The organism is Vulgatibacter incomptus (genome assembly GCF_001263175.1).
Taxonomy (GTDB): Bacteria; Myxococcota; Myxococcia; order Myxococcales; family Vulgatibacteraceae; genus Vulgatibacter; species Vulgatibacter incomptus.
Window position 1 is genome coordinate 137,467 of the sequence record NZ_CP012332.1, and the last position, 15,635, is coordinate 153,101.

The following is a 15,635-nucleotide window of genomic DNA, read 5'->3' on the forward strand; positions in this document are numbered from 1 at the left end:
GCGGGCGCAGGATGAGTTGGATCGCGGCCGGAGCGAGCGCTCGCGGAGCGCGGGGAGGACGATGCGATGAATGACGAGATCCGACTCTCGCCGCTGGGCGCGGCGCGGCCTCGGCTCTTGCGGGGGCTCCTGCGGGGCATGGGTCGAGGCGCGCGTGGCGAGGCCGCACCCGAGGTTCCCTCGGAGCTCGAGGAGGCGGTGGCTCGCTGCGAGCTCGAGGGGCGGACGCTGCACCAGGCATGGGAGCTGGTGCGCTGTGGTCAGGGGCTGTCGGCGGTCGAGCGGCGGGGGCTCTTCTTTCTGGCAGTCGCAGCGCTGGTGAGCCAGGGCCGTGGCAGCACGCGCCTGCCCACCTCCGACGGCTCGTTGGATCGGCTCCTCGGCGATCTGCGGGCCACCGCTGCCGATCGGGCGCAGGTCGTCGCGCTCCTCGCGGAAGCGCGTGGACAGGGGCCGCGGCTGAGGGCGATCTTCGGTGTCCCGGGCGACTACAAGCCGCTCCTCCTGGGCGACGATCACCTCTGCCTGCAGCGGATGTTCCACTTCGAGGAGCGTCTGGTTGCCTCACTGCGGGATCGCATGTCGATTCCCCCGCTGGAGCCCGCGTCGCCCGACGCGCTCCGCGACGTGCTCGACCGTGCCCCGACGATCTCGGGCAAGAAGGCCGCCCTATCCGACGAGCAGCAGGAGGCGGTGCTCGCGGCGCTGCGGCTGCCGCTCGCCGTGATCACCGGCGGCCCCGGCACGGGCAAGACGTCGATCGTGGTTTCGATCCTGCGGATGCTCGCCCGGCAGGGAGTGGCGCCGGAGCGGATCGCGCTCGCGGCGCCCACCGGCAAGGCGGCGTTCCGCATGGCCGAGTCGATTCGCAAGTATCTGCTGGCGCTCGCGGACCCTGCCGCGGCGGACCTCGCGCTCATCGCATCTTGTCCGGAGCCGCGCACGCTCCACCGCCTCCTGGGCTACTCGCCGGTCCGCGAGAGCTTCCTGCACCACGAGAACAATCCGTTAGCCGAGGAGGTCGTGATCGTCGACGAGGCTTCGATGATCGACCTCGTCCTGATGGACCGCCTCGTGCGATCGATCCGGCCGGGCGCGCGCCTCGTCCTCCTGGGCGACTCGGAGCAGCTCCCGTCGGTGGACGCAGGGGCGGTGCTGAGGGATCTGGTGCCTCCGCCCGGCGTCACCGACTCGCGCTCGAGGTTCTCCGTGAGGCTCACCCGGAGCTACCGCATGGACCCCAGTGATCCGTCGGGGCGCAACGTGCTCTCGGTGGCCCGGGCGATCAACGAGGGCAGGGCGCCGTTCGACGGCGAGGAGCCGGTCCGACTTCGGCAATCGGCGGAGGAGCTCGCCTTCGAGAAGGTGGAGCTCCTTCAGGGCGACCTGGGCCCGTTCCTTCGGCGATGGCACGACGAGAAGATTCGGGGCCTCCCGTCGTTCGCGGAGCGGGTGAAACGGGAGTGGCGCTGGGAGGACGGGCGCTTCGTGGCCGGGGACGAGGAGGAGCTACGGATCCTCTTCCGCCACTTCGAGAGCCTGCGCCTCCTCTGCGTGACCCGGGAAACGCCACGGACCGGCACGGAGGCGGTGAACGCCGAGCTCCATGCGCTCGTGGCGGGCCGGTCGTCGTCGCGGGAGGCGGCGTTCCTGCCCGGGGAGCCGGTGATGATGCAGCGCAACGACTACGAGCGCGGCCTCTTCAACGGCGATCAGGGCCTGGTCCTCCGGGTCCGGGAGGCTGGCGCTGCCGGGCATCACTTCCGCGCCGTCTTCCCGAAGGGAGAGGGCTTCGCCGTCTTCCATCTCGACGGCCTTCGAGCGCATCTGCGGCTCTCGTACGCCATGACGGTGCACAAGTCGCAGGGCTCCGAGTTCGACGTGTTGGGGCTGATCCTCCCGGAGAACCCGATGCCGCTCCTCACCCGCGAGATCCTCTACACCGCGGTCACCCGAAGCCGCCGGGGCGTGGCCATCGTCGGCTCCCGCGAAGTGCTCGAGAAGGGCGCTGCCGCGCGCCTCGAGCGCCACAGCGGTGTGGCGCAGAAGCTGCGTTCGCTCGAGGGCTGAACCAGCCGAGAGAGCCTTCGGGGGATCCGAGCGTGAGGGATCCTTGATCGTGAAACGCGCCCGGCCGGACGAGGGGGTCCTCAGTCCGGCCGGGAGACGCGCCGCGACCGCGGCGACTCGTGCGACGACGCTCCTACTTGGCCCGAGCCTTCGGAGCCGGCTTCGCCGCCGCCGGAGCGAGGACGCCCTCCTGGAGCGAGCCGAGGCCGAGCTGCGGGACCTGGGCGCCGATCACGTCGGGGTCGCCCACGAGGACGATCTGCATCTGGGTCGGATCGAAGTAGGCCTCCGCCGCGCGCTGCACGTCGGCGGCGGTGGCGTTCTCGTAGGCCTCGATCATCCTGGCGTAGTGGTCGAGGGGCAGGTCCTTCCAGTAGAGGCTCGCGGCGGCGCTCGCGAGGCCGCCGACGCTCTCGAAGGAGCCGGGGATCGAGCGGATCGTCCCTTCCCTTGCCGCCTCGAGCTCCTTGGCGGTGATCGGCCGGGTCTTGATGTCGGCCAGCTCCTTGAAGACCTCCACCAGGGACGGCCCGGTGACGTCGGCGCGGACGGCGCTGGAGGCCACGAGGGGGCCCACGCCCCGGCGCGGCTCGACGTAGGCCCGCGCACCGTAGGTGTAGCCCTTGTCCTCGCGGAGGTTCATGTTGAGCCGGCTGCCGAAGAAGCCGCCGAAGACGGTGCTGGCGAGATCGAGGGCGAACTCGTCGGGGTCTCCCGAAGCGAGACCCGGGCGGCCGACCATGATCATCGTCTGGCCGAGGCCCTTCTTGGGCACAAAGACGACCTGCTGCCGGGCCGTGACCTGCGGGGCCTTGGGCGCGGCGGCCGCGGTGGCGCTCCCCTTCCACTTGCCGAACCAGCTCGTGGCGAGCTCCCGGGCCTGGTCGACGGTGATGTCGCCGGCGAAGAGGATGGCGGCGCCCTTGGGCCCGGAGGCGTTCGCGTAGAACCTGCGCGCGTCGGCCTGGGTAAGCTTCCCGACGCTCACCGGCGTGCCGGTCCCGAGCCTGCCGTAGGGGTGGTGGCGGCCGAAGACGGCGGCGGCGAAGGCCTCGCCGGCGAGGTAGCGCGGGTTGCCTACCTGTGCGGCGAGGTTGGCGAGCTGCTGCTCCTTGCGCCGCTGGAAGGACTTGGCGTCCAGGGAGGGCCGCTGCACCACGTCGGCGAGGAGCGCGGTCGCCGCCTCGGCGTTGGACGCGAGGACCTGGGTCCCCACGAGGGCGCCGTCCGGATTCACGGAGGCGAAGGCGGAGCTCCCGAGGTCGGCAAAGGCGTCGTCGAGGGCGAGGGCGTCCCGCTTGCCGGCCCCCTCGAGGAGGAGCTGGTAGGTGAGCTGGGCGAGGCCCTCCTTGCCGTCGGGATCGGAGGCGCTGCCCGCGCGGAAGGCCACGTTGATCGACACGAGGGGCAGCTCGTGCCTCTCGCTCACGATGACGGTCAGGCCATTCGGGAGGACGAAGCGCTCGAACGTCGGCGTGACGAGGTCGGCCAGGGCTCCCGGCGCGGGAGGTGCGTCCCGCCAGGCCTCGGGATCCGCGACGGCTTCCGTAGCGGCGTCGGGCTGGACGACGGGGGCAGTTGCGCAAGCGGACGCGAGCGCGAAGGCGGTCGATGCGATGGCGATGCGTCGCATGGCGAAGGAGCTCCCTTTGGCGGGCGGAGTCGAAGGGGCCGCGGACGAAGCGCGGCCGCCTCCAATTGCAGTGAGATCGTCGAGCACGAGGGGTCTACGCATGGCTACCTCGCCCCCTGCGCGGCCTTCGCCGGCTTCGCGTCCTGGGCGGCCGACGCCGGCGCTGCGTGGAGGATCACGCGGCGATCGGGAGCGAGAACGGTCCCGGCGAACTCTCGCACCTGCGCGCCGGTGACCTCGTCGTAGCGGCCGAGGTCGTAGGCGAGCCGCGCCGGGTCCCCGAGGTGGTGGTTGTAGCTCTGGAGAAGGTCGGCCTTGCCGCCGAAGCCGCCCACGGACTGCAGCCCCGAGATCCGCCCGGTCTTGAAGCGGTTGCGGACGCGCCGGATCTCGTCGTCGCGGACGCCGTCCTTGCGGACCTGGTCGAGGACCGCGTCGATCTCGGCGAGGAGCTGGTCGGTGGTCACGCCGGGCCGCGCCACCGCCTCGATGCTGAACACGGACTGGGCGCCGAGGCTCTGCTGGCTCGCCTGCACGCTCTGCGCGAGCTTCTTCTCGAAGACGAGGCGCTGGTAGAGGCGGCTCGACTTTCCGCTGGAGAGCGTGCTCGCGAGGACGTCGGCGACGGCGTCACCCTCGGCGAAGAGGGCGGGCGAGTGCCACATCACCTCGACCTTGGGCAGGGACGCGACGGGCTCCTCGAGCCGCAGCTCGACGGCCTGCGAGAGCGCGGCAGGTGCGGGCGAGGGCGCCAGCGGCTTGGGGTGCGAGCGGAGCGTGCCGAAGTACTTCTCGACCAGCGCCTTGGCCTGACCGGGCTCGAAGTCGCCGACGATCGTGAGGGTCGCGTTGGAGGGCGCGTACCAGGTGCGGAAGAAGTCCGCGACGTCGTCCATCGTGGCGGCGTCCAGATCCTCCATCGAGCCGATCACGCTGCCGAAGTAGGGATGCGGCGAAGGGAAGAGCGCCTGCCAGGCCTTCTCCTCGGCGAGGCCGTAGGGGGCCGTCTCGATGCTCTGGCGCCGCTCGTTCTTCACCACTTCCTGCTGGAGCTTCAGCTTCTCGGCCGTGAGGGCGTCGAGGAGGAATCCCATGCGATCGCTCTCGAGCCAAAGCGCGGTCTCGAAGTGGTGGCTCGGCACCGTCTCGAAGTAGTTGGTCCGGTCGAAGTTGGTGGTGCCGTTCAGCGCGGTGGCGCCGATCCGCTCCAGCATCGCGATGTGGGCGTCATCGGCGACGTGCTTCGACCCCTGGAACATCATGTGCTCGAAGAGGTGGGCGAAGCCCGTGCGGCCCGGCTGCTCGTGGAAGGCGCCCACGTGGTACCAGACGTTGACCGCGACGACCGGGAGCTGGTGATCCTCCGAGAGGATCACCTCCAGGCCGTTGGGCAGGGTGTACTTCTCGAAGGGGATCGCGAGGGCCACATCCTCGTTCGCCGGCTGGGGGGCGGGCGAAGCGGCGACCGCCGCTGCAGGGAGGGCGAGCGAGAGAAGGGCGACGGGGGCGAGCATACGCATCGGTCCTGGTTCCTCCGTGGGTGTACGCAGGTCGTACCACGGATGCCCCAAACGCTGGACGAAGCGATTCCATTTCGTCCGCCCGCCCGACCGGCTGTTCGGCACTCATCAGAGCGTGTGAAGAAATCGGTCCCGCAGGTGCGGGCCCGATTTCTTCATCTCGCGCTCCGCGCGAGGGCGCTCCTTTTCGTTTGCTCGCCTCCGGCTCGCGAGAGTTCGTGAAATTCTTCACGAACTCTCAGATCGGCGGCACGTCCCGCCCTTCGCCGAAGCCGAGGACCCAGAACCTCTCCGCTCCGGCCTCCCGCCGCATCGCGCGCTCGAGGGCCGCCGGCGGTTCGTCGATCGACTCGTCCGTGAGCCGAAAGGTGCCGAAGTGGATGCCCACGCTGGTCCCGGCGGCCAGCTCCCGGTGGGCGGCGGCGGCCTCGTCCGGCGAGAGGTGGACGTGCTCGGTCAGCCACCTCGGTTGGTAGGCGCCGATCGGCAGCAGGGCGAGGCGGATGGGACCGAGGCTCTCGCGGATCCGGTCGAAACGAAGCCCAATCCCCGTGTCTCCCGCGAAGTAGATCGTGCCCTGGCGGGTGCGGACTCCGAAGCCACACCAGAGCGAGGTGTCGACGTCGAACACGCCTCTGCCGGAGAAGTGCCGCGCAGGCAGACAGATGACCTCCACGCCTCCGGGCAGGCTCGTCGTCTGCCACCAGTCGAGCTCGGTAGCGTCGCCCAGCCCGCCGCGCTCCAGGATGCCGGAGTTCCCCAGCCCCGTGAAGATCCGTGGCCGGTGGATGCGGGCAAGCCTTCGCAGCGTCGACAGATCGAGGTGATCGTAGTGGTTGTGGCTGAGCAGGATCGCGTCGATCCGCGGCAGGTCGCCGATCGGAATCCCGGGCGGACGCAGCCGCCTCGGCCCCACGAGCGAGCCCGGACCGCAGCGCTCGGACCAGATCGGATCCGTGAGGAAGTGGAGACCTCCTGCTTGGACGAGGACCGTAGAGTGGTTGATGAACGTGACACGCAGAGTGTCTTCGTCCACTCGGGAGGGGGGCCGAGGAACAGGCGCCGCCTCGCTGAGCCGGGGCCGGAGGGGCGGGCGCCTCGATACCAGCCAGCCAAGGATCGTCCCGGTCTTCGGCTGGGGCGTCGACGGAACGTTCCGGAAGCGCCTGCCGTCGAAGTGATCGGAGGTGGGCCCGCGGAACCGGGGCGACGATGTGACGCAGCCCGCCGCCGCCGCCGCCAGGGCCGCGGCGCCCCCGGCCACCATCATCCATCGCCGGAACATTCGCCCTCCGAAGGCCGCGTAAAGAAAATATCCATCGGCCAGTCGGCGGATTTCCTCGTGCGAAGCGCGCCGATCACTCCGGCGATCGTTCCCTTTGAGCTCGTCGTCGCCGTCGGTGGCGGCGCCGTCGGCGTGCGCGCCGCCAGATCGACAACGCCGTCAGGGTGAACGCGAGCCAGAGCCCGCCCAGCGCGATCCCCGCGAGGACGTCGGTGAGGCGATCGATTCCGAGAACGAGGCCGCTCGCAGCGGAGAGGAGGGCGACGAAGAGGGCGATCGTCCAAGCCCGCACACTGGATTGCCAACCCGGCCAGGTGTGCGAGGCGACGTGCGCCAGGCTCCCGTCCAGGACCACTGCGAGGAACGCGGTCCGAGAGGGAAAGGAGAAGGTCCGCGGTGTCGCCCAATGCGCCACCGGCGGGGGCGGGCGCGCGACCGCCAGGGAGACGAGCTCGCCGATGACGAACGCGCCGGTGACGCCGATGGTCAGGATCCAGAGGGCGTCCCAGCTCTTTCGCCAGAGGTACCAGAGGACGGAGACGGCCATCGCCACCGGCACGACGACGGCCGGAATGGCCAGCGCCGCGGCCGCCTTCGCAGCGACGACGAGCCAGGCCTCGACCGACCTCGCGAAACTTTCGGCGACCCGCCGATCCAGCTCGTCGCTGCCGCTGGTGATCACCTCGCGAAACAGTACGCCCAGGACGGAGCCGAGCACGAACACGAAGACCAGCCCGACGACGAGTCGGATCTCGAGCGCTGTACTCGGCTCGACACCGGCGCCGAGCGGGCCGGCGCGCCCCGAAAGCCTGGCGCGGATCTTCGCGACCGGCGCAAAGGCGAGGGCGCGTTCGGCCACCCGGGTAAACCACTCGTGGTGTTGGGCGACCAGCCGCTGGAGCCAGCCGAGAGCGAAGAACGCGAAGACCACGATGAGCAGGATCAGGCCGGCGGCCCCGGCGAGCTTCGAGGCGCGCTCCCACGCCGCGCCGGCGACGTACCCGAGGCCGACCATCGAGAAGCCCCACGCGATCCCGCCCGTGACGTTGGCGGCGAAGAAGCGTCCGTAGGGCATGCCCGCGAGGCCGGCGACTCCCGGCACGATCACGCGTAGCGCCGTGGTGAAGCGGCCGAGGAAGATCGCCCAGGCGCCGCGGCGCTTCAGGTACGCCTGCGCCTCCGTGAAGTGCGTGCGCTCAAGCCACTTCCCCGGCCGCGTCTCCATCAGGCGCGGGCCGAAGCGGCGGCCCATCCAATACCCGATCGTGTCACCGATGGTCGCGCCCAGCGAGGCGGCGATCGCCATCGGAAGGAAGCGCGCACGACCCTCCGAGACCACCACGCCGCCGAGGATCGTGGCGAGCTCGCCAGGGACGATGAAGCCCAGGAAGAGCGGGCCTTCGAACATGGCGAAGCAAAAGACCAGCAGGTACGCGAGGGGAGATCGGATGCCGAGCACCCAGGTTACGATCCCTGTCACCGGCTCTCACCCGTGGGCCATCCGGACTCCACCGGATTGCGAGGTGGCGATGATCCCCCCCGAACCGCAAGCTCCGCGAGGGGGAGAGCTCGTGAAAAATTCACGAGCTCCCGCGAAGCCGGAGGCGGAGCAGACGAAAAGAAGAGCGTTTCCGCGCGAAGCGCGGCTGAAGAAGTCGCTCCCGCTCCGCGGGGGCGATTTCTTCACACGCTCCGAGGTCCCTCACCCGATGGCGGAGCAGCGGCCTGCGACCTATCTCTTGCTCGAACGCCGGATTTGCCAGGGCCTGGTTGCGAGCGGAGAGGATCGATGGCGGCACGCTGGCTGGGGGCTTCCGTCGGACTGCTCCTCACGGTCGGCGCAGCCCGTGCAGCCGAGGCGCAGCCGCCCCCGCCGGCGCACCAGCCCGGGACGCCTCGCCAGGCCGGAGAGTGGGTCCAGACCTTCGAGGCGCAGGCCCAGATCGGGGTGCAGTTCTTCCCTGGCGCTGCGGCCCACCTGGCCGGCAGCGGCCTCGCCTACGGCGTCTCGATCGGCTGGAAGCCGCTCTGGCTCGGCGGGATCGAGCTCTCGTACCAGGGAGCGAATTACTCGACCTCGGTGGAGGATCTCGCGCCCTCGGTCTCGATCTTCGAGAACGGCGTGCAGCTCCTGCTCCGCATCAGCCCCCGATTCGGCGTCTTCGAGCCCTACGCCCTGGCTGGCGGCGCGATCTCCTTCGTGAACGTGCGCGACAACGAGGGCGTGAAGCACTCGATCCAGGACGACATGCTGGTCAAGGTCCCGCTCGGGCTGGGCGTCGACATCCACCTGCAACCGCGGAACGCCGATCCGACCGAGACCCACGTAATCGTGGGTGCCCGGGCGAGCTACCTCCTCGTGTTCTTCAACGACTTCCTGCCGGTCACGAGCCGCGGCGCCGACCAGATGTCCACGCTCGTCCTCCTGGGCGTAGGGTTCTGACCGGCCGCCCAGGAGCATCGGGGGAGCCCGTCAGAGGGCCGACGGCGGTCCGGCGTTCGGAGCCTGGCTCGGAGGCGCTTCGTTCGGCTTCGACTGGTCGGCGCCCTCGTCGGGCACCAGCTCCACCACCACCGCGAGGAGATCGTCTCCCATCGGGACGAGCGCCGCGCGCACGAGCTGGCCCTCGTGGACGTCGGTCCGCGCGATGTCCTTCTCCTCCTGGATGAAGCGGGTGTCGGGCACGAGCCGGAGCGGGAGATCCGCCTTCGCCCCCGGCGCGGTGAGCGTGATGCTCTGCCCGTCGATCGACTTCACGTAGCCCTGGACGATCAGGATCTCGATCGGACCCTGCTGGTCGCCCTGCTGGTCGTTTCCGCCCTTCTGCTGGACGCGCGAGCTCGGGTTGCGCGCGTCGATCGCGTGGGTGCCCGCTGCCACGGCCGTTCCGCTTCCGAGAAGGAGCGAGCCTGCGGCGATGGCGGCGAGTAGCCGGTGGAGTGGTAGCGACATCCGTCCTCCCTTTGTGGAGCGCCCTTCGGGGCGGGTCTGTCACAAGCTGCATCCCTCCCATTCGGGTGGCTCGGAGGGCGGCTCGGACAGCAGGCGACGGCGCAGGCCAGGCGTCAGGGGCAGAAGTAGTGGATCGCTCCCTCCGCGGGATCGAACGGCTCCTCGCCGTGCCACGGCACGATCTCGAGGAGCGACGCCCCGGGATCGAGCGTCCGCAGCCTCGAGGCGATCCCCCAGCCCTGAACCACGTGGCCGGCACCCGCGAGGACGACGACGCTGCGGTCGAGGCGGAGGCTCCAGGCGAACGCCTGGCTGGCCATCTGCGTGTCCCAGAGCGACTGGACCGTCATGAACCGCTGGAAGCTCGCGTCCGAGCCGAGCGCGCCGGCGTGGGCCTCGAAGGCCTCGCGCAGCATCCGCTCCTGCGCCGGTGGAGGAGGAAGGATCTTCGGGAGGAGGGCACGCTGCTGCGGAGGGAGCGCGTCGATCCCCTCGCGGCCCACGGTTCGAACGACGTCCTTCGGCAGGTTGAGGCCCACGACCGGGAGCTGCCACCGGTGGGCCGCCTCGAAGATCGGCTGGTAGAGCCCGAAGTCGAAGCCCCAGATCCCCTTCCAGTCGAGGGCCTCGGAGAGCTCGGAGACGGTGAGCTCACCATTGGTGAAACGATCCAACACCGGCTGGAGCTCCGTGGGCACCATCTCGAGGCCCACGATCGGAGGCGCTCCCGCCGCCGCGAGGGCGGCGATCAGCCGCGCCTGGACCACGTGTGCGCACGGGTCGTCGTGGAGCTCCCCCACAAGGAGGAAGCGATGGTCCGAGGCGCCATCCGCCAGCGCCTCGAGGCCGATCGGCTTCCCCGAGGAGGTGAAGAGACTCCCAGGCTTCCGCCCCTCCTTGGGCCGCACATGGGCGCAGCCCGCGGCGAGCGCGATCAGGGCCAGGACAAGGAGCGGACGAGGCATCGGGAGGGAGGATAGCGCCTCCCTCCCGCCCACGAGCACGATTACTCCGTGCGGGAGACGCGGTTCAGCTCGTCGAAGCCCGGGAGGCTCGAGAGATCCGGCACCACCACGATCTCGATCCGGCGGTTGGAGTCGCGGCCTTCCTTCGCGTCGTTCGACGTCACCGGCGCGTACTGCCCGAAGCTGGCGGCGCTGATCCGCTCGGGGGGCATCCCCGAGTCGACCATCGTGCGGACCACGCGGAGGGCGCGGGCGGCGGCGAGGTCCCAGTTGGACGGATACTGCGCGGTGGCGATGGGCACGTTGTCCGTGTGCCCTTCGACCTGGAAGCGCCGGTCGGGGATCTCGGCGAGGAGCTGGGCGACCTCGGCGATCGCGTCCTGGCCTTCCTTGGAGAGGGTGGCCTGGCCGGAGCGGAAGAGCACGTCCGTCGGGAGCTCCACCACCATCCGCCCCTCGACGATCTTCACCCGGAGCTTGCCGGCGTCGATCAGGCTCTGGAAGCGGGCGAGCAGGTTCTTGTACTCCGCGATCCGGGCGTCGGTCTCCATCTTGCGGCGGTTCAGCTCGCGGAGCGCGCTCTCCATCTCCTCCACCGAGGCGCGCAGCGCCGTCTGATCCTTGAGGAGCTGGGCCTTCTCGAGGCCCTCCGCCGCGAGGCGCTTCTCGAGGCTGGCGTTCACGTCCGCGAGGGCCCTCCCCATTTTCTGCTGGCCGGCGAGCTCGTCCTCGAGCTGCCGCCCGTAGGTCCGCGACTCGTCGAGCTGCTTGAGCACGGCTTCGTGCGTGCCCGTGCCGACGCAGCCGGCAAGGACGAGGGGAAGAGCGATCAAGAGTCGTCTCATCGTCTGGTTCCTCCTGTGCCCCGAATGGGGGGCGCCTGGTTTGCCGCTCAGTCTACAAGCGGATTGAGATATTTTGGAGTATCTGGCCGGTCGCTCGCTTCTTTACGCCGATCGCTGGATGTGGTCTCGTGCTGCGCCATGAATCGGACCCATACCCTCGTCGTTGCTGCTCTTTCCCTTTCCCTCGCGGGGGGCTGCTCGAGCTCGAAGGAGACGAGCCCGGATGCGAAGGCCGCTGAGACGGCCGCAGCGCCCAGCCAGGAGAAGAAGGACGTGAACGTGCCCCCGACCCCCTCCCGTCCTTCCGACATCCCCGCGCCCGCCGACGTGGCTGCTCCTCCCGCCGACGCGGAGAAGACCGCCTCCGGCCTCGCCTCCAAGGTCCTCGAGAAGGGCACCGGCGAGGAGCACGCCGAGGCGCAGGACTCCGTGGTGGTTCACTACACGGGTTGGACCACCGACGGGAAGATGTTCGACAGCTCCGTTACCCGGGGCCAGCCGGCTCGCTTCCCCCTCGACCGCGTGATCGCGGGCTGGACCGAGGGCGTGCAGCTCATGGTCAAGGGCGAGAAGCGCCGCTTCTGGATCCCGCAGGATCTCGCCTACAAGGGACGCCCGGGCGCTCCCTCCGGCATGCTCGTCTTCGACGTCGAGCTCATCGACATCGCCAAGGCGCCGAAGCCGATCCCCGCGCCCGCCGACGTGTCCGCTCCCCCGAAGGACGCCCAGAAGACCAGCTCGGGCCTCATGTCCAAGGTCCTCGCCAAGGGCAAGGGCAAGGATCATCCGAAGGGCACCAGCCAGGTGCGCGTGCACTACACAGGCTGGACCACCGACGGAAAGATGTTCGACAGCTCCGTCGTGCGCGGCGACCCCGCGATGTTCCCGCTGAACGGCGTGATCGCCGGCTGGACCGAGGGGCTGCAGCTCATGGTTCCCGGCGAGAAGCGGCGTCTCTGGATCCCGGAGGAGCTCGCCTACAAGGGCATGCCCGGCAGGCCCGCCGGCATGCTCGTCTTCGACGTCGAGCTCCTCGAGATCGTCTCGCCCTGACGCAGCGCGGCCAGAGGCGGAGCCAAAAAAAAGCGGCTTCGCCCCTGGCGAGACGAAAAATTTGATTGAATCGAGTGCGGGGGCTGCGTGATGCGGCCCCCGTGCCGTTTGAGGAGACTGCGATGGACGACAAGGCTTGGAATGAGCTCTCGCGCCGCATGGCCGAGCTGCGGGACCTCGGGTCGATCGTGGGCCTGCTCACCTGGGATCAGGAGACCTTCATGCCACCCGGGGGCGCAGATGGTCGCGCCCGGCAGCTCGCGGCGCTCCAGTCGCTGATCCACGAGAGGCTGGTCTCCCAGGAGCTGGGCGATGGTCTGGCGGCAGCGGCGATCGCGCCCGGCCTCGATGGCGCCAAGGCCGCGATGGTGCGCAACCTCACCCGGGAGCGCGACCGGGCGGTGAAGGTCCCGGCCCGCCTCGTGCGGGAGCTCGCCGAGCGGCAGTCGAAGTCCGTGGAGGCGTGGCGGGCGGCTCGGGCCGACGGCGGCTTCGCGACCTTCGCGCCCCACCTCGCGCGCCTCCTCGAGCTGCGGCGGGAGCAGGCCGATGTCATCGGCCACGACGGCGAGCGCTACGACGCCCTCCTCGAGGGCTTCGAGCCGGGGATGCGGGTCGCCCGGCTCGAGCCGATCTTCGCCGAGCTGCGGGACGCGCTGATCCGGATGGTGGCCGCCCTGGCCGACGCGCCGCCTCCGCCGCGCTGGCGCGTCGAGCGGCACCGCTTCCCGGTCGATCGGCAGTGGGACTTCACCCTCCACCTGCTCCGGGACATGGGCTTCGACTTCGAGCGCGGCCGGCAGGATCGCAGCACCCACCCGTTCACCGACGGGATCTGGCGGGGTGACGTCCGCCTCACCACGCGGCTCTCGGAGGAAAACCCCTTCCAGGCGATCTTCGGCACGATCCACGAGGGCGGGCACGGCCTCTACGAGCAGAATCTCCCCGAGGAGCACGCCCACGATCCGGTGGGCCACGCGGCGTCCATGGGGCTCCACGAGTCCCAGTCGCGCCTCTGGGAGAACCTGGTCGGCCGCTCGCTGCCGTTCTGGCAGCGCCAGCACCCGCACCTGCGCCGGGCCTTCCCCGAGGCCCTCGAGGGCGTCTCGGTGGAGGAGGTCTACGCCGCTGCAAATCGGGTGGAGCGCTCGCTCGTCCGCGTCGAGGCCGACGAGGTCACCTACAACCTCCACATCCTCGTGCGCTTCGAGCTCGAGCTCGCGATGCTCCGCGGCGACCTGGCGGTGGCGGATCTCCCAGCCGCCTGGGACGAGCGAATGATGCGCTACCTTGGGGTGAAGCCCGACAACGACGTCGAGGGCGTGCTCCAGGACATCCACTGGGCATGGGCGGAGCTCGGCTACTTCCCGACGTACACCCTGGGCAACCTCTACTCCGCCATCCTGTACGAGAAGCTGGCCGCGGATCTCGGGGACGTCGATGAGGTCGTCCGCTCGGGAGAGCTCACCCGGATCCGCGACTGGCTCGTGGAGAACGTGCACCGGCACGGGCACCGCTGGGACGCCGAGGAGATCGTCCGGCGCGCGACGGGCGCCGGACTCTCCACGGCGCCCTTCCTGCGCCACCTGCGAACCAAGTACCGCTCGCTCTACGGCGCCACGCTGGCGCCGTAGGCCTTACTGGCAGACGCCCGCGGTGAAGGCCTCGAAGGGATGGGGCTCCGCAGCCTCAGGCGCTGCGGGGTCGTCCCTGCCCACGCTGGGCGCGTCGGAATCGCCGTAGAGGCACATTCCGGCCGCCACGGAGACGGACGGCAGCGACCTCGACTCGAGGGTGAGCGTTCCCGCGAGGACCTCGAGCATCGGCGTAGCGACGAATGCGTCGTCGGGGAACAGCGGGGGCAGCGGAGCCTCGTCGCTCCCGTGGAGCAGCCGCACGGCAGGAGCCGCAGCGCCGTCGAGGCGAACGGTGAGGAGCTCGTCGAGGGCCCACGAGGGCACCTCGATCTGGTCGGCCACGTTGGCGAGCTGGATCGCGAGCTGCATCTCGAACCCCGGGCTCACCTCGATCTTCGTACCGCCCGCATCGGAAGTCGCGGTGAGGTCGAAGTGGCGGCCGCTGTTCGGGTTGAGATCGAGGCGGAAGAGGGGCGCTCCGTCGAGGCGCACGACGCTGGAGGCGTTGCCGAGGCCGAAGCCGGTGAGACGGAGGGCCTCGGCGCCGTTGGCGAGATCCAGGGAGGTGGCGCCCTCGAGGCCGGCCAGGTGGATCCCGAGGTGTCCCGAGAGCCCGGTCGTGGTCTCCTCCTCCTCGCAGATCAAGCCCCCTTCGTCATCGTAGTAGCAGTCCCCTTCGCCCGAGACGAGGGCGGCGAGTGGCCCGCCGAGGTCGACAGCGCCTAGGCTCGAAGCGAGGTCGAGCTTCTTGCTGCCGCCATCGAGGGTGGCGACGAAGGCCGGCACCGCCCGGTCGACGTGGAGCTCGGCCCCGTCGGCGTCGTGGGGCCGAACGTCGATCGCCTCCAGGACCGAGGCGCGGAGCTCGACCCGATCCGCCGCGAGGGAGGTGAGGACGAGCTCGACCTTGCCGGAGATATCCGGGAACCCGGAGTCATCGTCCGAGGAGAGGCCGAAGCGCGCGGGGCCGCGGACAGGGGCCGAATCGCCGCCCGTGATGGCTTCGAAGGTCGACCGGATCGCCCCGAGATCCGCCACCACGCCCACCGAGCGGGGATCGAGGCGGACGGTGAACGGCTGGCTCCCGTCGACCAGGATCGCGATGGAGAGGGCGTCGCCGGACGACGAGGTCACGCGGAGCCGGATGGCGACCCGGTCGAGGAGATCCCGGCAATCGTCGTCATGGCGATCGCAGACGACCGAGCTGCGGAGGCGGAAGACGACGACGCCCCCCTGCTCCGACTCGATGTTGCCCTCGGTGAAGACGCGGCTGGCGAGCCAGTCGGCGAGCTCGCGCGAGGTCGCGGCGGGATCGAAATCGAGCTCGCACTCGTCCTCCGGAGAGCCCCACTCGTCATCGGAGGGAGGAGAGACCGGGCCGCTGGAGGGCCCGGAACAGTCGCCCTGCGGGAGGAGGCCGCGAACGAGGTCCGAATCCCGGAGGAAACCCGCCGCCGCCGCGAGGCGGTCCGCGACCTCGCGGGAGTTGGACGAGAGGAGGTTGGTGGCCCGCTGACCGTCGAGGTCGCTCTTCTCGGAGCTCGAGCAGCCCGCGAAGGCGACGGAGGTTGCGGCCAGGGAAGCGGCGAGGAATCGGAGCTTCATCGTGATCTTCCGGGTCGAAAGGGGAACGTGCCGATAATAGCAAGCGTCGTGCCGCGAGCGGAACATGGC

12 protein-coding genes are annotated in these 15,635 nt (G+C 70.1%); 4 read left to right on the forward strand and 8 right to left on the reverse strand.

What is annotated here, in order from left to right; translation table 11 throughout:
• Nucleotides 1–66: 66 nt before the first annotated feature.
• Entirely contained in the window at nt 67–2,070 is a 2,004-nt protein-coding gene (recD, locus tag AKJ08_RS00425; protein ID WP_050724261.1) for an exodeoxyribonuclease V subunit alpha, read from the forward strand.
• Nucleotides 2,071–2,203: 133 nt separating this feature from the next.
• On the opposite strand, the gene AKJ08_RS00430 is transcribed toward recD, so the two are convergent.
• From AKJ08_RS00430 to AKJ08_RS00445, 4 genes are all read right to left on the reverse strand, one after another.
• Nucleotides 2,204–3,703: a M16 family metallopeptidase gene (locus AKJ08_RS00430; protein ID WP_050724262.1), complete on the reverse strand. Its 1,500-nt coding sequence runs from the start codon at nt 3,701–3,703 to the stop codon at nt 2,204–2,206.
• Between the two features lie 104 nt (nt 3,704–3,807).
• On the reverse strand, nt 3,808–5,223 hold the full coding sequence (locus AKJ08_RS00435; protein ID WP_050724263.1) for a M16 family metallopeptidase: 1,416 nt from the start codon (nt 5,221–5,223) through the stop codon (nt 3,808–3,810).
• A gap of 238 nt (nt 5,224–5,461) precedes the next feature.
• Nucleotides 5,462–6,508: an MBL fold metallo-hydrolase gene (locus tag AKJ08_RS00440; RefSeq protein ID WP_050724264.1), complete on the reverse strand. Its 1,047-nt coding sequence runs from the start codon at nt 6,506–6,508 to the stop codon at nt 5,462–5,464.
• Between the two features lie 73 nt (nt 6,509–6,581).
• On the reverse strand, nt 6,582–7,967 hold the full coding sequence (locus AKJ08_RS00445) for a VTT domain-containing protein (protein ID WP_050724265.1): 1,386 nt from the start codon (nt 7,965–7,967) through the stop codon (nt 6,582–6,584).
• A 330-nt stretch (nt 7,968–8,297) separates the two neighbouring features.
• On the opposite strand from AKJ08_RS00445, the gene AKJ08_RS00450 reads away from it, so the two are divergent.
• Nucleotides 8,298–8,951, forward strand: coding sequence for a hypothetical protein (locus tag AKJ08_RS00450; RefSeq protein ID WP_050724266.1), 654 nt, complete (start codon nt 8,298–8,300; stop codon nt 8,949–8,951).
• Nucleotides 8,952–8,981: 30 nt separating this feature from the next.
• Here the strand turns inward: AKJ08_RS00450 and AKJ08_RS00455 are convergent, their stop codons facing one another.
• The 3 genes from AKJ08_RS00455 to AKJ08_RS00465 form a co-directional block, all read right to left on the reverse strand.
• On the reverse strand, nt 8,982–9,461 hold the full coding sequence (locus AKJ08_RS00455) for a hypothetical protein (protein ID WP_050724267.1): 480 nt from the start codon (nt 9,459–9,461) through the stop codon (nt 8,982–8,984).
• Nucleotides 9,462–9,574: 113 nt separating this feature from the next.
• Nucleotides 9,575–10,465, reverse strand: coding sequence for a ChaN family lipoprotein (locus AKJ08_RS00460; RefSeq protein ID WP_050724268.1), 891 nt, complete (start codon nt 10,463–10,465; stop codon nt 9,575–9,577).
• Between the two features lie 2 nt (nt 10,466–10,467).
• Nucleotides 10,468–11,271 (reverse strand): OmpA family protein, encoded by an 804-nt coding sequence (locus AKJ08_RS00465; protein WP_082342482.1) that lies wholly within the window; start codon nt 11,269–11,271, stop codon nt 10,468–10,470.
• 138 nt (nt 11,272–11,409) lie between these two features.
• Between AKJ08_RS00465 and AKJ08_RS00470 the strand changes: the two genes are divergently transcribed.
• Both AKJ08_RS00470 and AKJ08_RS00475 read left to right on the forward strand, forming a co-directional pair.
• Nucleotides 11,410–12,324 (forward strand): FKBP-type peptidyl-prolyl cis-trans isomerase, encoded by a 915-nt coding sequence (locus AKJ08_RS00470; protein WP_050724270.1) that lies wholly within the window; start codon nt 11,410–11,412, stop codon nt 12,322–12,324.
• 122 nt (nt 12,325–12,446) lie between these two features.
• The gene (locus tag AKJ08_RS00475; protein ID WP_050724271.1) at nt 12,447–13,958 is read left to right on the forward strand and encodes a carboxypeptidase M32; all 1,512 of its coding nucleotides are present in this window, start codon (nt 12,447–12,449) and stop codon (nt 13,956–13,958) included.
• Nucleotides 13,959–13,961: 3 nt separating this feature from the next.
• Here the strand turns inward: AKJ08_RS00475 and AKJ08_RS00480 are convergent, their stop codons facing one another.
• Nucleotides 13,962–15,566, reverse strand: a complete 1,605-nt coding sequence (locus AKJ08_RS00480) for a hypothetical protein (RefSeq protein WP_157370372.1) — start codon at nt 15,564–15,566, stop codon at nt 13,962–13,964.
• Between the last annotated feature and the right edge of the window lie 69 nt (nt 15,567–15,635).